We start from the raw sequence: 19,570 nt of genomic DNA on the forward strand, positions 1-19,570 counted from the left end.
CCCTTGCCCCGGGGGCCCGCCCCACCCCCCCCCAATGGGGGCCCCGCCCCTTATTGGGTGCTCACCGGGCCGGGGCTTTCAACAGCCCGGGGGCGGCGCGCTGCGATATGCGCGCCGAGATTTCACGCCGCGCCAGCGGCATGACATGGGCCACCGCCGGAACGACCGTCCTGGCCAGGGGAATGTTGATGCCGCAAGGTCCGAGCGCGAATTCGTCGCGCGTGCCGAGCTGGACGGCGCGGCCGATCGCGGCATTGGCGTTGGCGTAGGTGAAGGAAAGCTGGCCGCGCACGCAAGCGACCGAAATGTTTTCGGCGAGCAGCGCTTCGGCTGACGGGTTGGCGAAGATGATGGTCATGTCTTCAGCGACGATCAGCACCGGATGGTCGAGGCTTTCGATGATGGAACGGAAGATTTCGGCCTTGCGCCGCTCGGCTTCGAACAGGTCGCCGATGGTCACCGCACGCCGCACATGCGGCGCCAGCAGGCAGACAAGCTCGAGATCCTCGCTGGAAATCTGGCGCCTGTCCTTGTCGGTAACCACCATCAGCGTGCCGATCCGGGTCGGCCGCTTCATCAACGCCACCCAGAAGAAATCGTCCAGCCGGTTGGGTTGCACCCATTCGCGCACGATGCGGCTTTCGAGCCATCTCTGTCGCGTATCCGGACCTTGCAGGGCGTAGATCGAATCGACGGTGAACGGCACGTCGATCTCCATCTTGGGAACCGCCGCATAGAACGGCACTTGCGAGCCGTAGTCATGCTTCAACGGCTCAAGAACTGCGGGATCGCCGCAGGATACCGAAAACCGCGCGGAGCTGCTGATCGTATCGATGACGGCGAGCATGGCAAGCTGGCCTTCCGCCAGGCTGCAGATGGCCTCGAGTGTCGCCTGCCAGCGGTCGACATCGGCAATCGAATCGTAGATCGCCTCAACGACCTGCGGCAATGCGCGACCGGCCGTGCCCGCCAGCGATGACATGAGCCCCTCTCATTTGCCGCCCTTGAGGCGACGAAGCATCAACTCCTAGAATAACGCCGCGTAAGGTTGCCAACAACCCATTTCATCTGCTTCGGGCGGTCGCGAAGATCCCAAAAACGCATCGCTTCCCCGCCAGCCATTTGCTCGTCAGTTGCGGCAAGACCCTTGCCTTCGTAATGCCATGACGCCATAAGCAGGAACAGGCGCCGCCGCAGCCGCCGCGAGGACTTGCTACAAGGACTTGCCACGAGGATTTGGATGAAAACTTTCCTTCTGCAGTTTTTCACCTGGTGGAACAGCCAGACGCTGGGAACGCGCTTCCATACCTGGCGGCACGGCAAGATGGTCGGGCAGGACGAAGTCGGCAACGTCTACTATGAGGGCGGCGTCGACTCAGAAGGCCGCACCCGCCGCTGGGTCATCTACCGCAACTATTCGGAGGCCTCGGCGATCCCGCCCGGCTGGCATGGCTGGATCCATCACCGGGTCGACGTCGCGCCGCCAAGCGAAGACTACAAGCCGCGCGACTGGCAAAAGCAGCATTTGCCGAACCTCACCGGCAGCCCCGCAGCCTATCGCCCGAAGGGCTCGGTGCTGACCAATCAGCATCGCCCGCAGGTGACGGGCGATTACGACGCCTGGACGCCCGGTTCGTGATCGATCGCCGAGATACGGCACGGTCCTTTGTCGCCACAATTGCTGTTTAGCTGTTTGCTGATCCGACAGCAGCAACTAGCCTTGGCGTTAAGAGAATCACCCGGGCGCAAACCACCGGACTTTGCATGAACATGTTCAGCCGAATCTTGACAGGCGGACTAACCGCGGCCGTCGTCGCTTCGACGGCTACGCTTGCTGCTGCGCAGGAGTTGGCGCCGCCGGACGCGCCGGTGGCGCCTGCAGCACCCGCAGTATCCGACCGCGTCACCAATCCCGTTGCTGAATTCGCCGGAATCGACAAGATCACCGGCCGTATCATCACCTTCGACGTCTATATCGACGAGACGGTGCAGTTCGGTGCTTTGCAGGTGACGCCGCGCATCTGCTACTCGCGGCCGGAAAACGAAGAGCCGAAGACGGATTCGTTCGTCGAGGTCGACGAGATCACGCTCGACCGGAAAATCCGCCGTATCTTCACCGGCTGGATGTTTGCCGAAAGCCCCGGGATCAACGCCGTCGAGCACGCCGTCTATGATATCTGGCTGAAGGGCTGCAAGCAGAAGTCCGACGTGCCGGCGCCCGCTGCCCCCAAAACCAACTAGAGTCTGTCAGCCCGGCGGCGGATACACCGCGCCTTGCGGAACCGCCTTGTTGTCCGTGCGTTGGGGCCTGTCTACGGAGGAGGTTGCCGTGATGATGGCCAACAAGAACGAGCTTCTCGACATCGAAAAGGGATTCTGGACCGGCGACACGGCCTATTTCAAGGCCAATGCCGACACCGAGTGCCTGGTGGCCTTCCCGCAAATGGCGCAAGCGATGAGCAATAGCGATCTTGCCGAAACCGCGACGGACCCGAACCGCTGGCGCGATCTCGACATCGACCTCAAGGGCATCATCGAGCCGGGCAGCGACATCGTCATGCTGACCTACGAGGCGCGGGCGACGCGGCAAAATGGCGAACCTTATGCGGCGCTGGTCAGCACCGGCTATGTCCACCGCGTCAATGGCTGGAAGATGATGTTCCACGCACAGACGCCGCTGGAGATCGCAGCGAAAGGCTGACCGGCCGCTGGATCACGGAAAAAACACAGCCTCGCCCTTCAGTGCCTCGGCGAGCATCTTCTCGTACTTGCCGCGCGGCACGTCGATTGCGCCGAAACGTTTGAGATGCTCGGTGGTGAACTGCGTATCGAGCAGCGCAAAGCCGCGCGCCTTCAATCGTTCGACGAGGTGAACGAGGCAAGCCTTCGAGGCGTCGGTCTCCCTGGCGAACATGCTCTCGCCGAAAAACACGCGGCCGAGCGATACGCCGTAGAGGCCGCCGACCAGCCGGTCGTCGTGCCAGGCCTCGACGGAATGGCAATGGCCCATCCGATGCAGCTCGACATAGGCTTCGCGGATCGGCGCGTTGATCCAGGTCGACCGCCGTTCCTCGCGTCTTTCGGCGCAGGCGTCGATCGTCGCCTCGAAATCGAAATCGATGCGGAACTCGAACGGGTTCTTGCGGATCGTCTTCCTCAGGCTCTTCGGTATGTGGAACCCGTCGAGCGGGATGATACCGCGCGTCTCCGGCCGCACCCAGAACACTTCGGGGTCACTGGCGTTTTCGGCCATCGGGAAGACGCCGGAGGCATAGGCTTTGAGCAAAAGGTCGGTCGGGATGCGATAGCCGGGTGCGTAGGGACGGGTCATCGCGTCGCCCCTGTGTCACTCGCCTTCGGCCAGGTATTTTTCCAGCCAATGGATGTCGTAGTCGCCGTTGGCGATGTCGGCGTTGCCGACGAGGTCGCGAAACAGCGGCAGCGTCGTCTTGATACCGTCGACGACGAATTCGTCGAGTGCGCGCCGCAGCCGCATCATGCATTCGACGCGGTTGCGGCCGTGCACGATCAGCTTGCCGATCAGGCTGTCGTAGTAGGGCGGGATCTTGTAGCCGGAATAGACGCCGGAATCGACACGGATGCCGAGCCCGCCCGGCGTGTGGAAATGGGTGATGGTGCCGGGCGAGGGGGTGAAGGTGCGCGGATCCTCGGCATTGATGCGGCATTCGATGGCATGGCCGTGGAAGCGGATATCTTCCTGGCGCACCGAAAGCCCGCCGCCCGAGGCGACGCGGATCTGCTCGTGCACGAGGTCGATGCCGGTAATCGCTTCCGTCACCGGATGCTCGACCTGCAGGCGCGTATTCATTTCGATGAAATAGAACTCGCCGTTCTCATAGAGGAATTCGATGGTGCCGGCCCCGGAATAGCCGAGATCGGCGATCGCCCTTGCGCAGACGCCGCCAATATGGGCGCGCTCCTCGGCATTGAGCGCCGGCGAGGGCGCCTCTTCCCAGACCTTCTGGTGGCGGCGCTGCAGCGAGCAGTCGCGCTCGCCGAAATGCACGCCGCGCCCGGCGCCGTCGCCGAACACCTGCACTTCGATATGACGCGGCTTCTGCAGATACTTCTCGATATAGACGGCATCGTCGCCGAAGGCCGCACCCGCCTCCGAGCGTGCCGTCTGCAGCGCGACCTCGAGGTCGGCCTCGCTATGCGCCACTTTCATGCCGCGCCCGCCGCCGCCGGCCGACGCCTTGATGATCACGGGATAGCCGATCTCGGCGGCAATGCGCTTGGCTTCCTTTTCCTCCGTGACCGCGCCGTCGGAACCGGGCACCACGGGGATGCCGAGGCGCTTTGCCGTGCGCTTGGCCTCGATCTTGTCGCCCATGATGCGGATATGGTCGCCGGTCGGGCCGATGAAGGTGATGTTGTGCGCGGCCAGGATATCGGCGAACTTGGCGTTCTCCGACAGAAAACCGTAGCCGGGATGCACCGCGTCGGCGCCGGTAATCTCGCAGGCGGCGACGATCTGGTGGATGTTGAGATAACTGTCGCGCGACGGCGGCGGACCGATGCAGACGCTCTCGTCGGCGAGACGCACATGCATGGCGTCGGCGTCGGCGGTCGAGTGCACCACCACCGTCTGGATGCCGAGCTCCTTGCAGGCGCGCAGCACCCTGAGGGCAATTTCGCCGCGATTGGCGATGAGGATTTTCTGGAACATCTTTCGCCTGTTCCCGGCTCTACTCGATCACGACGAGCGGCATGCCATATTCGACCGGCTGCGCATCTTCGAACAGGATCGCCGTCACCGTGCCGGCGCGCGGCGAGGGGATCTGGTTCATCGTCTTCATCGCCTCGATGATCAGCAGCGTCTGGCCTTCCTTGACCTTCTGGCCGATTTCGATGAACGCCTTGGCGTCGGGCGACGGTGACAGGTAGGCGGTGCCGACCATCGGCGAGGCGACGGCGTTCTTCGACATTTCGGCCGCTGCCGGTGCGGCGGCTGCCGCAGGCTGCGCGGCTGCCGGCGCATAGGCCGGCGGCGCTGCGGCGACCGCATGGACCGCCGGCGCCTGCCGCGACACGCGCACCTTGAGGTCACCCAGCTCGACCTCGATCTCGGTCAGGTTGGTGTCGTTCAGTATGCCCGCCAGATCGCGGATCAACTGCTGGTCAACACCGTTCTTCTTTATCGACATTTTCGAGCCTTCTGTTTGTTGGCCGGTCATAGGCGTGCAGCCAGCGCCTGCAGCGCCAGCGTGTAGCCGAGCGGCCCGAACCCGCAGATCATGCCGACAGCGACCGGCGCGACCATGGAGACGTGGCGGAATGGTTCCCGCGCGTGGATGTTGGAGAGATGCACCTCAGCGACCGGCAGCGGCGCGACGGCGCGGATGGCATCGTGAATGGCAATCGAGGTGTGGCCGTAGGCGCCCGGATTGATGACGATTGCGACGGCCTTGTCGGCGGCCTCCTGGATCCAGTCGACGAGGTCGCCCTCATGGTTCGACTGGCGGAAATCGATCTCCAGCCCAAGTGCGGCACCCGCCTGCTTGCAGTCGTCGGCGATCGCGGCAAGCGTCTTACCGCCATAGATGCCCGGCTCGCGCTTGCCGAGCGCGTTGAGATTGGGGCCGTTCAGGACGAAAACCGTTTTCAAAAAATGCCGACCTTTCCCGGCGCGGCTAAGCCGGCGCGCCGGACCCTCTATAATGGGCATAGACGCTGGCGAAAAGAGCGCAAGTGCGTTCTTTCGCCGTCCACAACAGCCGGAAAACGGCCCGCGCCAGAAACCCCCAGCCTAATCGAAACTCGGAAGCTAATCAGAGCGCGGCCTTTACCGCCTCGATCTTTTCGGCCAGCACTTCCTGTCCAAGCGCGCCGAACACAACCTCGTTGCCGACGACGTAGGACGGCGTTCCGGTGATGGCGAGCTTGGTGGCGAGATCATAGGTCTTGGAGAAGGCCTCCGTGATGCTCGGGTCCTTCATCTTTTCGCGCAGCGCCGCCTCGTCGACGCCGAGCGACAGCGCCACCTTGATCGCCGCTGCCTCGGTGGCGCGCCCCTGGCCGCCGAGCAGCGCGTTGTGGAATTCGCCGTATTTCTCCGGCTTCATCAAATGGAAGGCCATCGAGACGACGCTCGCCTTCTGCGAATCCGGGCCGAGGATCGGGAACTCCTTGAGCACGAAACGCAGGTCCGGATCGGCTTTGGTCAGCGCCTGCATATCCTCGATGGCGCGTTTGCAGTAGCCGCAATTGTAATCGTAGAACTCGACGATGGTGACCTTGCCGTTCGGGTTGCCGACAACACCGTCGAAGGCGGAGTTGAAGATCTGGTCCTTGGCGTCTTTGATGACGCCGAGACTGGCGAGCCGCTGCTCTTCCTTCTGCTTGGCCTCGAGCGCCTGCTGGGCCTCGAGAAGCACTTCCGGGTTCTTCAGGAGATAGTCGCGGACGATGCCTTCGACTTCGGTGCGGTCGAGCTTGGTTTCCGAGGATGCCGTCTGGGCAAGCTGCGCCGTACCGGCCTTCGCCGTCTGCGGATTTCCGGCGACGAAGCCGAACGCCAGCATGGCGAGAGCGGCTGCCACTCCGGTAGTGCCCAGCAGGATTGCCTTGTTCATGATCCTCGATCCTCTTGCCTGTGTTCGGGTCCGCTCGGTTCGGCTGTGTCGCAGCGTGCGTCCGAAAGGTTCACTTCTTCTTACCTGATGGTGCGTAGTTTATAATGTCCTGCGCGCGAAGCCAGCCCGGCTCGCCCCGCTTCATGCTCTGCTGCGCCCGCATGGCGAAGATCTTCGCGTTCTTGTAGTCGCCGGAATAGAAATGCCCTTCGGCGGTCGCGAGCTCGGCGGCCGGGATATTGCCGAGTTCGCCATAGGCCTGTGCCAGATAGCGGTATCCGGCGGCGTTTTCGCGGTCGCGCCCGAGGCCGGTGTTGATCTGCGCCACTGCCTTCTTCAGCGAATCCGGCGTGCCGATGGCCATCAGCGCCTGGCCGTAGGAGACCGGCAGCAGCCCGGATCGCGCCGGATCGAGGCTGACCGCCTTGGCATAAGCTTCCGCGGCATCCTTCGGCCTGTTCGCCTTCATCAGGATGTCGCCGCGCAATTCCTGGAAATAGGGATTTTTCGGCTGTTCCTTGATCAGCGCGTTGGTCTTGGTGAGCGCCGAGGCCAGATTGCCGAAAAGATAAGTCATCTGCGCGTCGCCATAGCGCGCGGCGAGGCTGCCGGGGTTCTTGCGCATCAATCGCGACGCCGCTGCCTGGCCTTGCATATAGGCGGCGATCTTGATGCGCATCATGTCGTGGCGCTGCTGCAGTGCCGGCGGGTCGACCTTGTCGACGTAACGGCTCTGCTTCACCAGCACTTCGAGATTGGCGATACGCTCCTGCGGCATCGGATGGCTGATCCTGTAGGGATCGACATGGGCGCCCGAGAGCGACAATGCGTTCTGGAAACGGTTGAACGTCTTCAGCATGCCCATGCCGGACTGGCCGGTAGCATTGAGATAAGCGATTGCCGAACGGTCGGCGGTCATCTCTTCGGTGCGCTGATAGGCGAGGATGCTGCGTTGCGCCATCTCGCCGCCGCCGGCCATCACGCCCATGCCGGCCCCGGCGAGGCCGCGGCTGTTGCTGGTGGCGCCGGCCACCATGGCGCCGGCGCCAAGCAGCGTCGCCAGGATCGCCATCGTCTTGGCGCGCTCGAGCTGTTCGCGCAATTTTTGCTGGTGCCCGCCGGCGATATGGCCGGCCTCGTGGGCGATGACGCCGATGATCTCGTTGGGCGTTTCGGCCGTCATCAGCGCGCCGGTGTTGATGAACAGACGACGGCCGGCAACGAAGGCGTTGAAGCTCTGATCGTTGACCAGCACGATGTTGATGGCATCGTTTGACAAGCCTGCTGCCTTGAAGATCGGCCGCGCGTAATCGCGCACCAGCGCCTCGATCTCGGCATCGCGCACCACCGGCACATTCTGCGCAAACGCATTGACCGAGCCGGCTATAGCGACCACCGCGGCAAGCGAAAGCGTCGCGAAAGAGCGCGCTGTCCTGGCGATCGTCGATTTGGGTCGGCTCAACATGGCAGGTCCACTGGTAGACGAGCGGGCGAAGGATGAAAAGTCGGCACCTTAAACTTACCGAACTTGTGATCCCCACATCAATCGGGCATTTGTGCGGCGCGGCGAGCATGGCCGGCACGTGCGGACAAGTGTGGTGGATTGAAAAATGGTTGTTTCGCTTTCGCGCCGCGGCGCGGTCGAGCCGTTCCACGCCATGGACATCCTGGCCGAGGCGAATCGGCTGAAGGCCAAGGGCGTGCCGGTCGTTTCCATGGCTGTCGGCCAGCCCTCCGACCCGGCGCCGGCCGGGGTTCGCGAAGCGGCGGCCAATGCCTTGAAAGCAGGCCGCATCGGCTACACCGACGCGCTGGGCCTCGCCGGCTTGCGCAAGGCGATCGCGGCGCATTATGGCGAGCATTATGGGCTTGATGTTTCGCCCGAGCGGATAGCCGTCACCACCGGATCGTCCGCCGCCTTCAACCTTGCTTTCCTGGCAATGTTCGATCCAGGCGACCGCGTCGCCATCGCCGCGCCCGGCTATCCGGCCTATCGCAACATTTTGGCTGCGCTCGGCATCGACATCGCCGAGATCGAACTCGACGGCGCCGCCTATCTCCATGCCGAGCACCTGAAAGACGCGCACCGCGAAAAACCGCTGAAGGGCGTGCTGTTCGCCAGTCCGGCCAACCCGACCGGCGCGGTCATCCCGGCCGGCGATCTCGAGGCGCTGGTCAAGATGGCGCAAGAGCTCGGCATCGCTGTGATCTCAGACGAAATCTACCATCGGCTGGCCTATGCAGCGCCCGACACGACGGCGCTTTCTTTCGGCGCGGATGTGACGGTGATCAACTCCTTCTCGAAATATTATTGCATGACCGGCTGGCGTATCGGCTGGATGGTGCTGCCGCAGGAACTCGTACGGCCGGTCGAACGCATCGCCCAGAGCCTCTATATCTCGCCGCCCGAACTGTCACAGATTGCCGCGATCGAAGCGTTCAAGGCGACGCAAGAGCTGGAAGCGGTGAAGGCGCGTTACGCCTGGAACCGCGAGTTGCTGATGAAACGCCTGCCGGAACTCGGCTTTGCGCTGGCCGCGCCCATGGACGGCGCCTTCTATGCCTTCTGCGATGTCACCCGGCACACCAATGACAGCATGGCGTTTGCGCGCCGGATGCTGGCCGAGGCGCATGTGGCGGCGACACCCGGCCGCGATTTCGATCCGTTGCAGGGCCATCGCACGATGCGCTTTTCCTACGCCGGCAGCCACGACGACATGGTCGAGGCGATGGCGCGTATCGAACGCTGGCTGAAGTAGCGGGGGCGACGATGCCGGAGCTTGAACAGGCGCCCCAACTTGAACAGGCGTTGCGCGAGGTGGCCGCCGAAATGGCGGAGCGTACTGATCGCGGCGACGTTGCCAGTTATATTCCCCAGCTGGGCAAGATCGACCCGAAAAAATTCGGTATTGCCGCGGTGACCAATGACGGCCGCGTGCTGACCGCGGGCGACGCCGACGAGGCGTTTTCGATCCAGAGCATTTCGAAGGTGTTCACGCTGACGCTGGCGCTCGGCAATGTCGGCGACGCACTGTGGCAGCGGGTCGGACGCGAGCCTTCGGGCAACCCGTTCAACTCGATCGTCCAGCTCGAGCATGAGAACGGCATTCCGCGCAATCCGTTCATCAATGCCGGCGCCATCGTCGTCTCCGACATCCTGCTCGCCGGCCACCAGCCGCGCGAGGCGATCGGCGAGATCCTGCGCTTCATCCAGTTCCTGGCCGATGACGATACGATCATTATCGATCGCGAGGTCGCGGCTTCCGAACGCGCCACCGGTTTTCGCAATTTCGCGCTTGCCAACTACATGAAATCATTCGGCAATCTTTACCACGCGCCGGAGCTGGCGCTGGGTGTTTATTTCCACCATTGCGCGATCGCCATGAGCTGCCGGCAACTGGCTCTGGCCGGGCGCTTTCTCGCCAATGGCGGCAACAATCCGGCGACCGGGCATTCCGTCGTCTCAGCCGAGCGCGCCCGCCGCATCAGCGCGATGATGCTGACCTGCGGCCACTATGACGGCTCCGGCGACTTCGCTTTCCGCGTCGGTATTCCCGGCAAGAGCGGTGTTGGCGGCGGCATATTGGGGATCGTGCCGGGCGTCGCCTCGCTTGCCGTGTGGTCGCCTGGCCTCAACGCCAACGGCAATTCCAGGCTGGGTTCGATCGCGCTGGAAAAACTGGCGAAAACGATGAACTGGTCGATCTTCGCGCCATAGTGTTGTCGCCCGGAATCGGACAAGAAAAATCCCGCGCCGCCGATTGGGCTGCGCGGGATTCTTTGTCAGAAAATCAAGATAAGCTACGGAAAGGCTTAGAAAAAGCCCTTCCGCTGCCACCAGCCGGCACGCTTCGGCTTCTCCTCGGCTTTTGGCTCCTCAGTCTTTGCCTCGTCGGGGACGATCGAGGAGACGACCGGCACGACCGGAGCATCCACCGGTGCGGGCTTGCGCCGCGACGGCCGGCCCTTCGGCGTTTCCTTGGCAGCCGCCACTTCGGTCTCCTGCGACACCGACGCAGGGGTCTCGTCGGAAGCCACCGACGCGGCCTCGGCAGCCGATGTCTCGGCGCCCGCAATCTCGGCAACTTCTTCCGCCGCAGCCTTCTTCGGCTTGGCGGCACGGCGCGGCTTCTTTGGCTTTTCGGCGCTCGGCGTGTCGTCGTTCGCCGGAGCACGCGCCGCAAGCTCTTCGGCAGGCGGCGCCCCTTCCGGCTCGCCGGTCACGGGCTCTGCTTCCGACACGGCACCTTCTGCCATGTCGGCCGGCTCGCCGGCGCTGGCTTCGACGCCGTCTTCGCCGTCTTCACGGCGATTGCGCTTGCCGCCGCGCTTGCCGCGCCGGCGTTTCTTGCCGTGACCGTCGTCCGCCGCCTCCACCGTTTCGGCAACACCGGCCGGCGCTTCACGTTCCGCTTCGGCGCCTTGATCGCTGGAGGCTACGAGGGCGTCGTCCGTCGGCACCGAGATGGAAGCACCTTCCACAGGAGCGCCAAGCTCGCGCTCGCCGTGCTCGCGATCGCCATGTTCGCGGTCCCCGTGTTCACGATCCCCATGTTCGCGGTCCTTGCCGCCGCGCCGCCTGCGGCGCTTGCGGCGCTTGCGATCGCGGCCTTCGCCGTCCTCGCCGGACCTTGGCTGCTGCGGCTGCTGGGCAGTGCGTGGCTGCTCAGCCTGCACCGGTGCCTCGTCTTCCTCCTCGATGACGATCTCGTCCTCGGGTTCTTCCGGCTCGACATAGGCCGGGAACGCGCGGGCCTCGACAAAGCCTTCCGGCTTGTCGGCCAGCGCGCCGCGGAAGATGGCATAATGCTGCGCTCCGACTGTGTCATCGGCTTCGATGGTGATGGTCACGCCGAAGCGGTGCTCGAATTCCACCAGTGTGCCGCGCTTGTGATTGAGCACATAAAGCGCCGTCGCCGCCGGCGTCCGCACCGTGATGTGGCTGCGCGAATCCTTGAGCAGGAATTCCTCGATCGCTCGCACCACCATCAGCGCGACCGACGAATCGGAGCGCACATGGCCGGTGCCGCCGCAATGCGGGCAAGGCTTCATCGTCGATTCCAGAACGCTGGCACGGATGCGCTGGCGCGACATCTCCATCAGGCCGAAATGCGAGATGCGGCCGACCTGGATGCGGGCACGATCGTTCTTGAGGTGATCCTTCAGCCGCTTCTCGACGGAGCGGTTGTTGCGGTTCTCCTCCATGTCGATGAAGTCGATGACGATCAGGCCGGCGAGATCGCGCAGCCTCAATTGCCGGGCGACTTCCTCGGCGGCTTCCAGATTGGTGTGGAGTGCGGTGTCCTCGATCGAGTGCTCCTTGGTGGAACGGCCCGAATTGACGTCGATGGCGACCAGCGCTTCCGTCTGGTTGATGATGATATAGCCGCCGCTCTTCAGCGTCACCTGTGGCTGCAGCATGCGGTCGAGCTGCGCTTCGATGCCGTTGCGCACAAAGATCGGCGTCGTGTCGCGGAACGGCTGAACCACCTTGGCGTGACTCGGCATCAGCATGCGCATGAAGTCCTTGGCCTCGCGGTAGCCTTCTTCGCCGGAAACCAGGATCTCGTCGATGTCCTTGTTGTAGAGGTCGCGCACCGAGCGCTTGATCAGGCTGCCTTCCTCATAGACCAGGGCAGGGGCCGTCGATTGCAGCGTCAGATTGCGGACGTTTTCCCAAAGCCGCATGAGGTATTCGTAGTCGCGCTTGATCTCTGCCTTGGTGCGGCTTTCGCCGGCCGTACGCAGGATGACACCCATGCCTTGCGGCACTTCGAGATCGGCGACCACTTCCTTCAGCCGCTTGCGGTCCTGCGCATTGGTGATCTTGCGCGAAATGCCGCCGCCGCGCGCCGTGTTCGGCATCAGCACCGAATAGCGGCCGGCCAGCGACAGATAGGTAGTCAGAGCCGCGCCCTTGTTGCCGCGCTCTTCCTTGACGACCTGCACCAGCAGGATCTGCCGGCGCTTGATCACTTCCTGGATCTTGTACTGGCGGCGGACCGGCTTGCGGCGGTTGCGCACTTCTTCCAGCGCGTCCTCGGCACCGACCGATTCGACCTCGTGATCGTCCGGATGCGAGGATTGCACCTCTTCCAGCATGCCACGGTCATTGTCTTCGGACGTCGCTTCGCCGCTTGTCTCGGCCCCGCTTGTCTCGACTTGTGGGACGGCTTCGGAGATTACGTCGGCATCGACGCTGGCGGCGATGGAACTCGATCCGCCTTCGGACGGCTCGGTCTCGCCGCGATCGACGACTTCATCACTCTGTCCGGTGGCATCCTCGCTCTGTCCGGCAGTGTCGGACATGGTGTCGCCATTGTCGGTAGCGGCATCCAGGTTTTCTGCGACGGAATCTTCGCCGTTCTCGCCATTCTCACCGTCGGCCGCGCCTGCCTCGCGCCTGTGCTCGCCACGGTCGCGGCTCTTGCCGCCGCGCCGGCGTCCGCGCTTGCCACGGTCGCGGTTCTGGCGGTCCTCGCCTTCGGCGGCTTCCTCGTCCTCTTCGTCCTGGGCTTCCTGTGCTTCCGCACGCAGCAGCGCCTGACGGTCGGCGACCGGAATCTGGTAATAGTCGGGGTGTATTTCACTGAAGGCGAGGAAACCGTGACGGTTGCCGCCATATTCGACGAAGGCTGCCTGAAGGGAGGGTTCGACGCGCGTTACGCGGGCGAGATAGATATTTCCTTTGAGCTGCTTCTTGTCCTGGGATTCAAAGTCGAATTCTTCGATACGGTTACCGCGAACGACGACAACGCGTGTTTCCTCCGGGTGGGAGGCGTCTATCAGCATTTTGTTGGGCATTATTTCGTTTCCCCCCGGCAGCCGTCGGCCGCAGCTTGCGGGGCAATGCCCGCTGCCGTGGACCTGGAACATGGGTGCCGGACAATTGAACGTCCGCCGGCCGCTGCCTGAGCGCCATGGCGGTGCCGCCCGCAGCCGTAGTGGCGCGGTTTGTTGCGGACCTTTCCATGATTGCGCTTGAAGCCATCGTAACCAGCAGAACCTTTTGAACCAAAGCCCGGGAAAAACCGGACCAGCTTGTTTGCTCATACAGAGCCGGCACGGGACAATCCCGGCCGTTTTGCTCACGCAGGCGATTCCCCCGCCACGGGAGCACGCCTGCGAAAATCGTCGCGATCACCGATGCCTTCTTCGCCTGAAGCGAAAGGAGCCGTCTTGCGTCTGACCTGTAGCAGGAAGCTGCGGAGGAGGACGGTTCCAGGATTGCAGTGATCCACCATCGCTTTTATGATTTGGCGGGTTGGAAGGCAACCCCGATTCCCGATGCCGGCAAAAAGCCGTTCCGCAGGGGAAGCAGAGGTCTCACGCCTTCCATGAAAAGGCTTGGTTAACCTTCTCTGGATACCAATCGTTAATCGAGTTCGCGGCCTGACCGTCACTTCGACAGTCAATCGGTCATGACGCCAAACGGGAGCGACTGGTAGAAAGATGGGACTGGCAGGCTTCGCAGACAAGGGCCGTCATAATGGAGGCTGGTTCTTCCGCGCCGCTTGCCTGCTGCCGCTGATCCTGGCTTGCCTGGTCTTTTCGCCGCTTTCGCGTGCTGCCGACGCACCGCTCGGCGCGACAAGCTACAAGATGGCCGGCGATGCGACCAAGATGCGCATTGTCATCAATTTCGACCGCGAGCCCGATATCAAATGGTTCCTGCTGCGCGGCCCCGATCGTCTGGTCATCGATCTGCCGGCCACGAGATTCGCCCTCAATGCCAAGGATGTGAAGCCGCGCGGCCTTGTCCGCGCCGTGCGCTATGGCGATCTCGGCAAGGGGAAATCGCGGCTGATTCTCACCGGCAAGGGACCGTTCGCCGTCGACAATCTCGACGTGCTAAAGAATGATGACGGCAACGGCTACCGCATCGCCGTCGACATGTCAGCGGCATCGCAGCGGGAATTCGATGCAGCGCTTGCCAATCAGGCGTTGACCACCGGCTCGACGGTCTCCGCCGACAAGGCCGGCAGGGTCGGTACTGGGCCGGTCTCCAATCCGGGCCATCGTTTCACCGTCGTCATCGATCCGGGCCATGGCGGCATCGACGGCGGCGCCGAAGGCCTGAACGGTACGGTCGAGAAGAACGTGACGCTCGCCTTTGCCATGGAACTGCGCGACAAGCTCGCCGCCAGCGGCAAATACGACGTGTTCTTGACGCGTGAGACCGATGTGTTCCTGCGGCTCGACGACCGCGTGCGCATTGCCCGCCAGCATGAGGCCGACCTGCTCATCTCGATCCATGCCGACACGATCAGCGTCAAGGGCATTCGCGGCGCAACCGTCTACACCGTGTCCGACAAGGCTTCCGACCCGCAGGCGCAGGCGCTTGCCGACCGTGAAAATCTTTCCGACCAGTTCGCCGGCATGGAGATCAAGGACGACAACAAGGAAGTGACCGATATCCTGATCGACCTGATCCGCCGCGAGACGCATAATTTTTCGATGAGCTTCGCCCACACTCTTGTCGGCCAGCTTTCCACCAGCGTCGGCCTGATTAACAACCCGCAGCGTTCTGCCGGCTTCAAGGTGCTGAAGGCGCCGGACGTTCCGTCCGTGCTGGTCGAACTCGGCTATCTGTCGAACGCCAAGGACGAGGCGCAGTTGCTCAGCGCCGATTGGCGCAGCAAGGCCACCCAGAGCATAACCAACGCCGTTGCGCTGTTCGCTTCGGCCAGGAGCGGAACGGGGGCCGGAGGCTGAAATGCCCGCCATCGCCCACAACCTGAGGCAGCGTTGCACGGCGACAACACCCAGTGCTTTTATTTTCGGCATTCGAGACCGAAATTCCACGCTGCCGTATTTTGCCCACATGGTCGCGACATGGGTTTGCGATTACGGGTTGGGATCGTCCCGAAAGCTTGCGCGAAGGGCGGCTTCGTTTAGGAAATTCCCGAACCAAGGACTGGAGCGGGTATGATTCGTCTCATTGGCTATTTCTTCGGCATCGGCACGACGCTGGCCCTTTTGGTCGCGGCGGGCGTGGCAATTTATATCAGCCATTTGTCGAAGGACCTGCCCGATTACGAGGTGCTGGCCAAATACGAACCGCCGGTGACGACCCGCATCCATGCGTCGGATGGCGCGCTGATGGCCGAGTATGCGCGCGAGCGGCGGCTTTATCTGCCGATTCAGGCGGTCCCGGATCGTGTCAAGGCGGCCTTCCTGTCGGCCGAGGACAAGAATTTCTACAATCACCCCGGCATCGACGTGACCGGCCTTGGCCGCGCCATCATTGTCAACCTGCAGAATCTTGGCTCGGGCAAGCGCCAGGTCGGCGCCTCGACGATCACCCAGCAGGTGGCGAAGAACTTCCTGTTGTCTTCAGACCAGACCTACGAGCGCAAGATCAAGGAGATGATCCTCGCCTTCCGCATCGAGCAGGCCTACTCGAAGGATCGCATTCTCGAGCTCTACCTCAACGAGATTTTCTTCGGCTTCGGCGCCTATGGCGTCGCCGGTGCTGCACTCACCTATTTCGACAAATCGGTGAACGAGCTCACCGTGGCCGAGGCCGCCTATCTCGCCTCTCTGCCGAAGGGGCCGAACAACTACCATCCCTTCAAGCATGCCGATCGCGCCTTGGAGCGCCGCAACTGGGTCATCGACCAGATGGTCGAAAACGGTTACGTCACGCATGAAGAAGGCGAGAAGGCCAAGGCCGAGCCGCTCGGCGTCACGCCGCGCCGTACGGGCAACTATCTCTTCGCCGGGGAATATTTCACCGAGGAAGTGCGTCGCCAGATCATCGCGCGCTATGGCGAGAATGCGCTCTACGAGGGCGGCCTTTCCGTCCGTACGACGCTCGATCCAAAGATGCAGCTGATTGCCCGCAAGGCCATGCAGAACGGTCTTATGAAGTTCGATACGCTGCGCGGCTACCGCGGGCCGGTCACGAGCATCGACGTTTCCGGCGACTGGGGCGTGCCACTGGGCAACGTCAAGCGACTGGAGGACGTGCCGGAATGGTCGCTTGCCGTCGTGCTCGACAGCTCGGCCACCGGCCTGTCCATCGGCCTGCAGCCGACGCGCCAGATCTCCGGCGAAATCGTCAAGGACCGCGTCGAAGGCACCGTCAGCCGGGAAGACATGAGCTTTGCCATGCGCCACGTGGTAAACGGCAAGACCGTCAAGGCGAGGTCGCCGGCGGACGTGCTGAAGCCGGGCGACGTGATTTTCGTGCAGAAGAACGAGGGTTCGGACAACAGCTACAGCCTGCGCCAGGTTCCCGAAGTGGAAGGCGGACTGATCGCCATGGATCCGCATACCGGACGCGTCCTCGCCATGGTCGGCGGTTTCTCTTACGCGCAGTCGGAATTCAACCGGGCGACGCAGGCCATGCGCCAGCCGGGATCGTCGTTCAAGCCGATCGTCTATTCGGCCGCCCTCGACAATGGCTACACGCCCGCGTCGGTGATCATGGACGGGCCGATCACCATCCAGAGCGGCAACACGACCTGGACGCCCAAGAATTACGACGGAACGGTGGCTGGTCCGGCGACCTTGCGGTCCGGCATCGAGAAATCGCGCAATCTAATGACGGTGCGGCTTGCTAACGATATGGGCATGAAGCTGGTCGTGGAATATGCCGAGCGTTTCGGCGTCTACGACCATCTGGCGCCGTATCTGCCGATGGCGCTGGGATCCGGCGAGACGACGGTGATGCGCATGGTGTCGGCCTATTCGATCATGGCCAATGGCGGCAAGTCGATCAAGCCGTCGCTGATCGACCGTATCCAGGACCGCTACGGCAAGACCGTCTTTAGGCAGGACGAACGCGGCTGCGAAAACTGCAACGCTGCCGAATGGCAGAACCAGCCCGAGCCGGAGCTGGTCGATAATTCCGAGCAGGTGCTCGATCCGATGACCGCCTATCAGATCACATCGATGATGGAGGGCGTCGTGCAACGCGGTACCGGCGCCACCATCAACGAGCTCGGTCGTCACATCGCCGGCAAGACCGGAACGACCAACGACGAAAAGGATGCCTGGTTCATTGGCTATACGCCGAACCTCGTTGTCGGCCTTTATATGGGCTACGATCAGCCGAAAGGTCTTGGCAAAGGCGCGACCGGCGGCGGCCTTGCTGCGCCGATCTTCAAGGATTTTATGCGCGTGGCGCTGGACGGCACGCCCAATGTCGACTTCAAGGTTCCCGAAGGCATGAAGCTGATTGCGATCAATCGCAAGACCGGCATGCGGGCCAGCGCGGGCGACGCCGGAACCATCATCGAAGCCTTCAAGCCGGGTACCGGTCCCGCCGACAGCTATTGGGTGATCGGCATGGGTGCGGACGGCTCCAACGCCACCGGCGGGGCGCTGTCGCCGCAGGCCAACCAGGCCATCCAGTCGGGCGGCGGCGGGCTCTACTGACAATCGTTACATTCGGTCGGGCCCGGCTTGACGATCATGGTCGAGACGGCCCATTCCGCTTTACAGGGGCCGGTGCTTTACAGGGGACGGTGCCGTCCCTATGTATCGCGCCACCAAGCCGCCATTCAGCAACAGGACAGAACAGCCAGCCATGCGCGCGGAAACGCAAAATATTGTCGACGAGATCAGGCAGGCGATAACCCTGCTGAGGAGGCATCTTTGACTGGGACCAAGCCATAAAGCGGCTTGAGTACCTGAATGTCCGTGCCGAGGATTCGAGCCTCTGGAACGAGCCGTTGGAAGCGCAAAAGTTGATGCGCGAGCGCCAGGGCCTCGAGGAAGGCATTGCCGCGGTCAAAGGCCTCACCCAGGCGCTGGAAGACAATATCGGCCTGATCGAGCTTGGCGAGGAAGAGGGCGACGAGGGCGTCGTCGCCGAGGCCGAAGCGGCGATCCGCTCGATGCGCGGCGAGGCCAAGGCGCGGCAGATCGAAACGCTGCTGTCGGGCGAGGCGGACGCCAACGATAGCTATCTCGAAGTCCATGCCGGCGCCGGCGGCACCGAAAGCCAGGACTGGGCCTCGATGCTTCTGCGCATGTATACGCGCTGGGCCGAGCGCCGCCGCTTCAAGGTCGAGGTGCTGGAAGTGCATGACGGCGAAGAAGCCGGCATCAAGTCCGCCACGCTGCTGATCAAGGGCCACAACGCCTATGGCTGGCTGAAGACGGAATCCGGCGTGCATCGTCTCGTGCGTATTTCGCCCTATGACAGCAATGCGCGCCGCCATACCTCCTTCGCCAGCGTCTGGGTCTATCCCGTCATCGACGATACGATCGACATCGACGTTTCCGAATCCGACGTCCGTATCGACACGTATCGTTCTTCGGGATCAGGCGGCCAGCACGTCAACACCACCGATTCGGCGGTCCGCATCACCCATCTCGCCACCGGCATCGCGGTCGCCTGCCAGGCGGAGCGCTCTCAGCACAAGAACAAGGCCAAGGCCTGGGAAATGCTGCGCTCGCGGCTTTACGAGGAAGAGCTGAAGAAACGCGAAGCGGTGGCGAACGCCACGGAAGCGTCGAAGAGCGATATCGGCTGGGGCCACCAGATACGTTCCTACGTGCTGCAGCCCTATCAGCTGGTGAAAGATCTGCGCACCGGCGTCGAGAGCACCAGCCCGTCGAGCGTGCTCGACGGTGACCTCGACGATTTCATGGAAGCCTCGCTGTCGCAGCGGATCGAGGGTGGCGCTGGCGAGACGGTGGCAGACATCGACTGAGGCCGCCGGGCACCAATCCGGCAGGAATGTGGGTTCATCACGCGAGAGTTACGGCCATCGCGCGAGAGTGACCGGCTCTCAACTTGAACTTACCTGTCCTTCTACAACTTTGTTTTTCATCGAATTTCCCAAAGTTGGTTTCCGCTTTTTGACGCGGATGCTTCAGGCCTGCCGGCGCCCAGCCCGGAACCACTGCGAGCCGAATGCCGTTATTGGCGATCCCGCTGCCGGGGATTGATCAGGCCAGGTCTCGTCAATCAGTGCGGCAGGCTGGTTCCGGCTGCAGAGGTCGGCGTTCGGTTTGCG

The 19,570-nt window shown here is 62.9% G+C and carries 16 protein-coding genes; 8 read left to right on the top strand and 8 right to left on the bottom strand.

The window, feature by feature from the left end; all coding sequences use genetic code 11:
- Positions 1–61: 61 nt before the first annotated feature.
- Complete coding sequence (locus tag NKI85_RS29090; RefSeq protein ID WP_352779623.1) at positions 62–982, bottom strand: PAS domain-containing protein; 921 nt, start codon at positions 980–982, stop codon at positions 62–64.
- 258 nt (positions 983–1,240) lie between these two features.
- On the opposite strand from NKI85_RS29090, the gene NKI85_RS29095 reads away from it, so the two are divergent.
- From NKI85_RS29095 to NKI85_RS29105, 3 genes are all read left to right on the top strand, one after another.
- Positions 1,241–1,639: an NADH:ubiquinone oxidoreductase subunit NDUFA12 gene (locus NKI85_RS29095; RefSeq protein WP_352526498.1), complete on the top strand. Its 399-nt coding sequence runs from the start codon at positions 1,241–1,243 to the stop codon at positions 1,637–1,639.
- A gap of 125 nt (positions 1,640–1,764) precedes the next feature.
- Positions 1,765–2,241 (top strand): DUF2155 domain-containing protein, encoded by a 477-nt coding sequence (locus NKI85_RS29100; protein ID WP_352779625.1) that lies wholly within the window; start codon positions 1,765–1,767, stop codon positions 2,239–2,241.
- A 91-nt stretch (positions 2,242–2,332) separates the two neighbouring features.
- Positions 2,333–2,701: a hypothetical protein gene (locus tag NKI85_RS29105; RefSeq protein WP_352779627.1), complete on the top strand. Its 369-nt coding sequence runs from the start codon at positions 2,333–2,335 to the stop codon at positions 2,699–2,701.
- A gap of 12 nt (positions 2,702–2,713) precedes the next feature.
- Here NKI85_RS29105 and aat read toward each other — a convergent pair whose 3' ends face one another.
- The 6 genes from aat to NKI85_RS29135 all read right to left on the bottom strand — a co-directional run bounded on the left by aat (position 2,714) and on the right by NKI85_RS29135 (position 8,061).
- The gene (gene aat, locus NKI85_RS29110; RefSeq protein ID WP_352526493.1) at positions 2,714–3,331 is read right to left on the bottom strand and encodes a leucyl/phenylalanyl-tRNA--protein transferase; all 618 of its coding nucleotides are present in this window, start codon (positions 3,329–3,331) and stop codon (positions 2,714–2,716) included.
- A gap of 15 nt (positions 3,332–3,346) precedes the next feature.
- A complete protein-coding gene (gene accC, locus NKI85_RS29115; protein WP_352526492.1) occupies positions 3,347–4,690 on the bottom strand; it encodes an acetyl-CoA carboxylase biotin carboxylase subunit in 1,344 nt (447 codons plus the stop codon).
- 19 nt (positions 4,691–4,709) lie between these two features.
- Entirely contained in the window at positions 4,710–5,168 is a 459-nt protein-coding gene (gene accB / locus NKI85_RS29120) for an acetyl-CoA carboxylase biotin carboxyl carrier protein (protein WP_352526490.1), read from the bottom strand.
- A gap of 26 nt (positions 5,169–5,194) precedes the next feature.
- On the bottom strand, positions 5,195–5,629 hold the full coding sequence (gene aroQ / locus NKI85_RS29125; RefSeq protein WP_352526489.1) for a type II 3-dehydroquinate dehydratase: 435 nt from the start codon (positions 5,627–5,629) through the stop codon (positions 5,195–5,197).
- A gap of 163 nt (positions 5,630–5,792) precedes the next feature.
- Positions 5,793–6,596, bottom strand: coding sequence for a DsbA family protein (locus NKI85_RS29130; protein WP_352526487.1), 804 nt, complete (start codon positions 6,594–6,596; stop codon positions 5,793–5,795).
- A 70-nt stretch (positions 6,597–6,666) separates the two neighbouring features.
- Complete coding sequence (locus tag NKI85_RS29135; protein ID WP_352779630.1) at positions 6,667–8,061, bottom strand: M48 family metalloprotease; 1,395 nt, start codon at positions 8,059–8,061, stop codon at positions 6,667–6,669.
- A 145-nt stretch (positions 8,062–8,206) separates the two neighbouring features.
- On the opposite strand from NKI85_RS29135, the gene NKI85_RS29140 reads away from it, so the two are divergent.
- A complete protein-coding gene (locus NKI85_RS29140; RefSeq protein ID WP_352526484.1) occupies positions 8,207–9,355 on the top strand; it encodes a pyridoxal phosphate-dependent aminotransferase in 1,149 nt (382 codons plus the stop codon).
- An 11-nt stretch (positions 9,356–9,366) separates the two neighbouring features.
- Positions 9,367–10,314, top strand: a complete 948-nt coding sequence (locus tag NKI85_RS29145; protein WP_352526482.1) for a glutaminase — start codon at positions 9,367–9,369, stop codon at positions 10,312–10,314.
- 95 nt (positions 10,315–10,409) lie between these two features.
- On the opposite strand, the gene NKI85_RS29150 is transcribed toward NKI85_RS29145, so the two are convergent.
- Positions 10,410–13,400 carry a ribonuclease E/G gene (locus tag NKI85_RS29150; RefSeq protein ID WP_352779633.1) on the bottom strand — a complete coding sequence of 997 codons (2,991 nt, stop codon included), beginning with the start codon at positions 13,398–13,400 and terminating at the stop codon, positions 10,410–10,412.
- A gap of 648 nt (positions 13,401–14,048) precedes the next feature.
- Here NKI85_RS29150 and NKI85_RS29155 point away from each other — a divergent pair.
- From NKI85_RS29155 to prfB, 3 genes are all read left to right on the top strand, one after another.
- Positions 14,049–15,311, top strand: a complete 1,263-nt coding sequence (locus NKI85_RS29155; protein WP_352526478.1) for an N-acetylmuramoyl-L-alanine amidase — start codon at positions 14,049–14,051, stop codon at positions 15,309–15,311.
- Between the two features lie 213 nt (positions 15,312–15,524).
- Positions 15,525–17,981 carry a penicillin-binding protein 1A gene (locus tag NKI85_RS29160; protein ID WP_352526477.1) on the top strand — a complete coding sequence of 819 codons (2,457 nt, stop codon included), beginning with the start codon at positions 15,525–15,527 and terminating at the stop codon, positions 17,979–17,981.
- Between the two features lie 151 nt (positions 17,982–18,132).
- Positions 18,133–19,264, top strand: a protein-coding gene (prfB, locus tag NKI85_RS29165; protein ID WP_156948021.1) for a peptide chain release factor 2 whose coding sequence is annotated in 2 segments (ribosomal slippage) — positions 18,133–18,198 and positions 18,200–19,264 — 1,131 coding nt in all. Because the reading frame shifts where the segments join, the coding sequence is not laid out codon by codon here.
- The last annotated feature ends 306 nt before the right edge of the window (positions 19,265–19,570 follow it).

The organism is Mesorhizobium sp. M0571 (assembly GCF_040320985.1).
Lineage (GTDB): Bacteria > Pseudomonadota > Alphaproteobacteria > Rhizobiales > Rhizobiaceae > Mesorhizobium.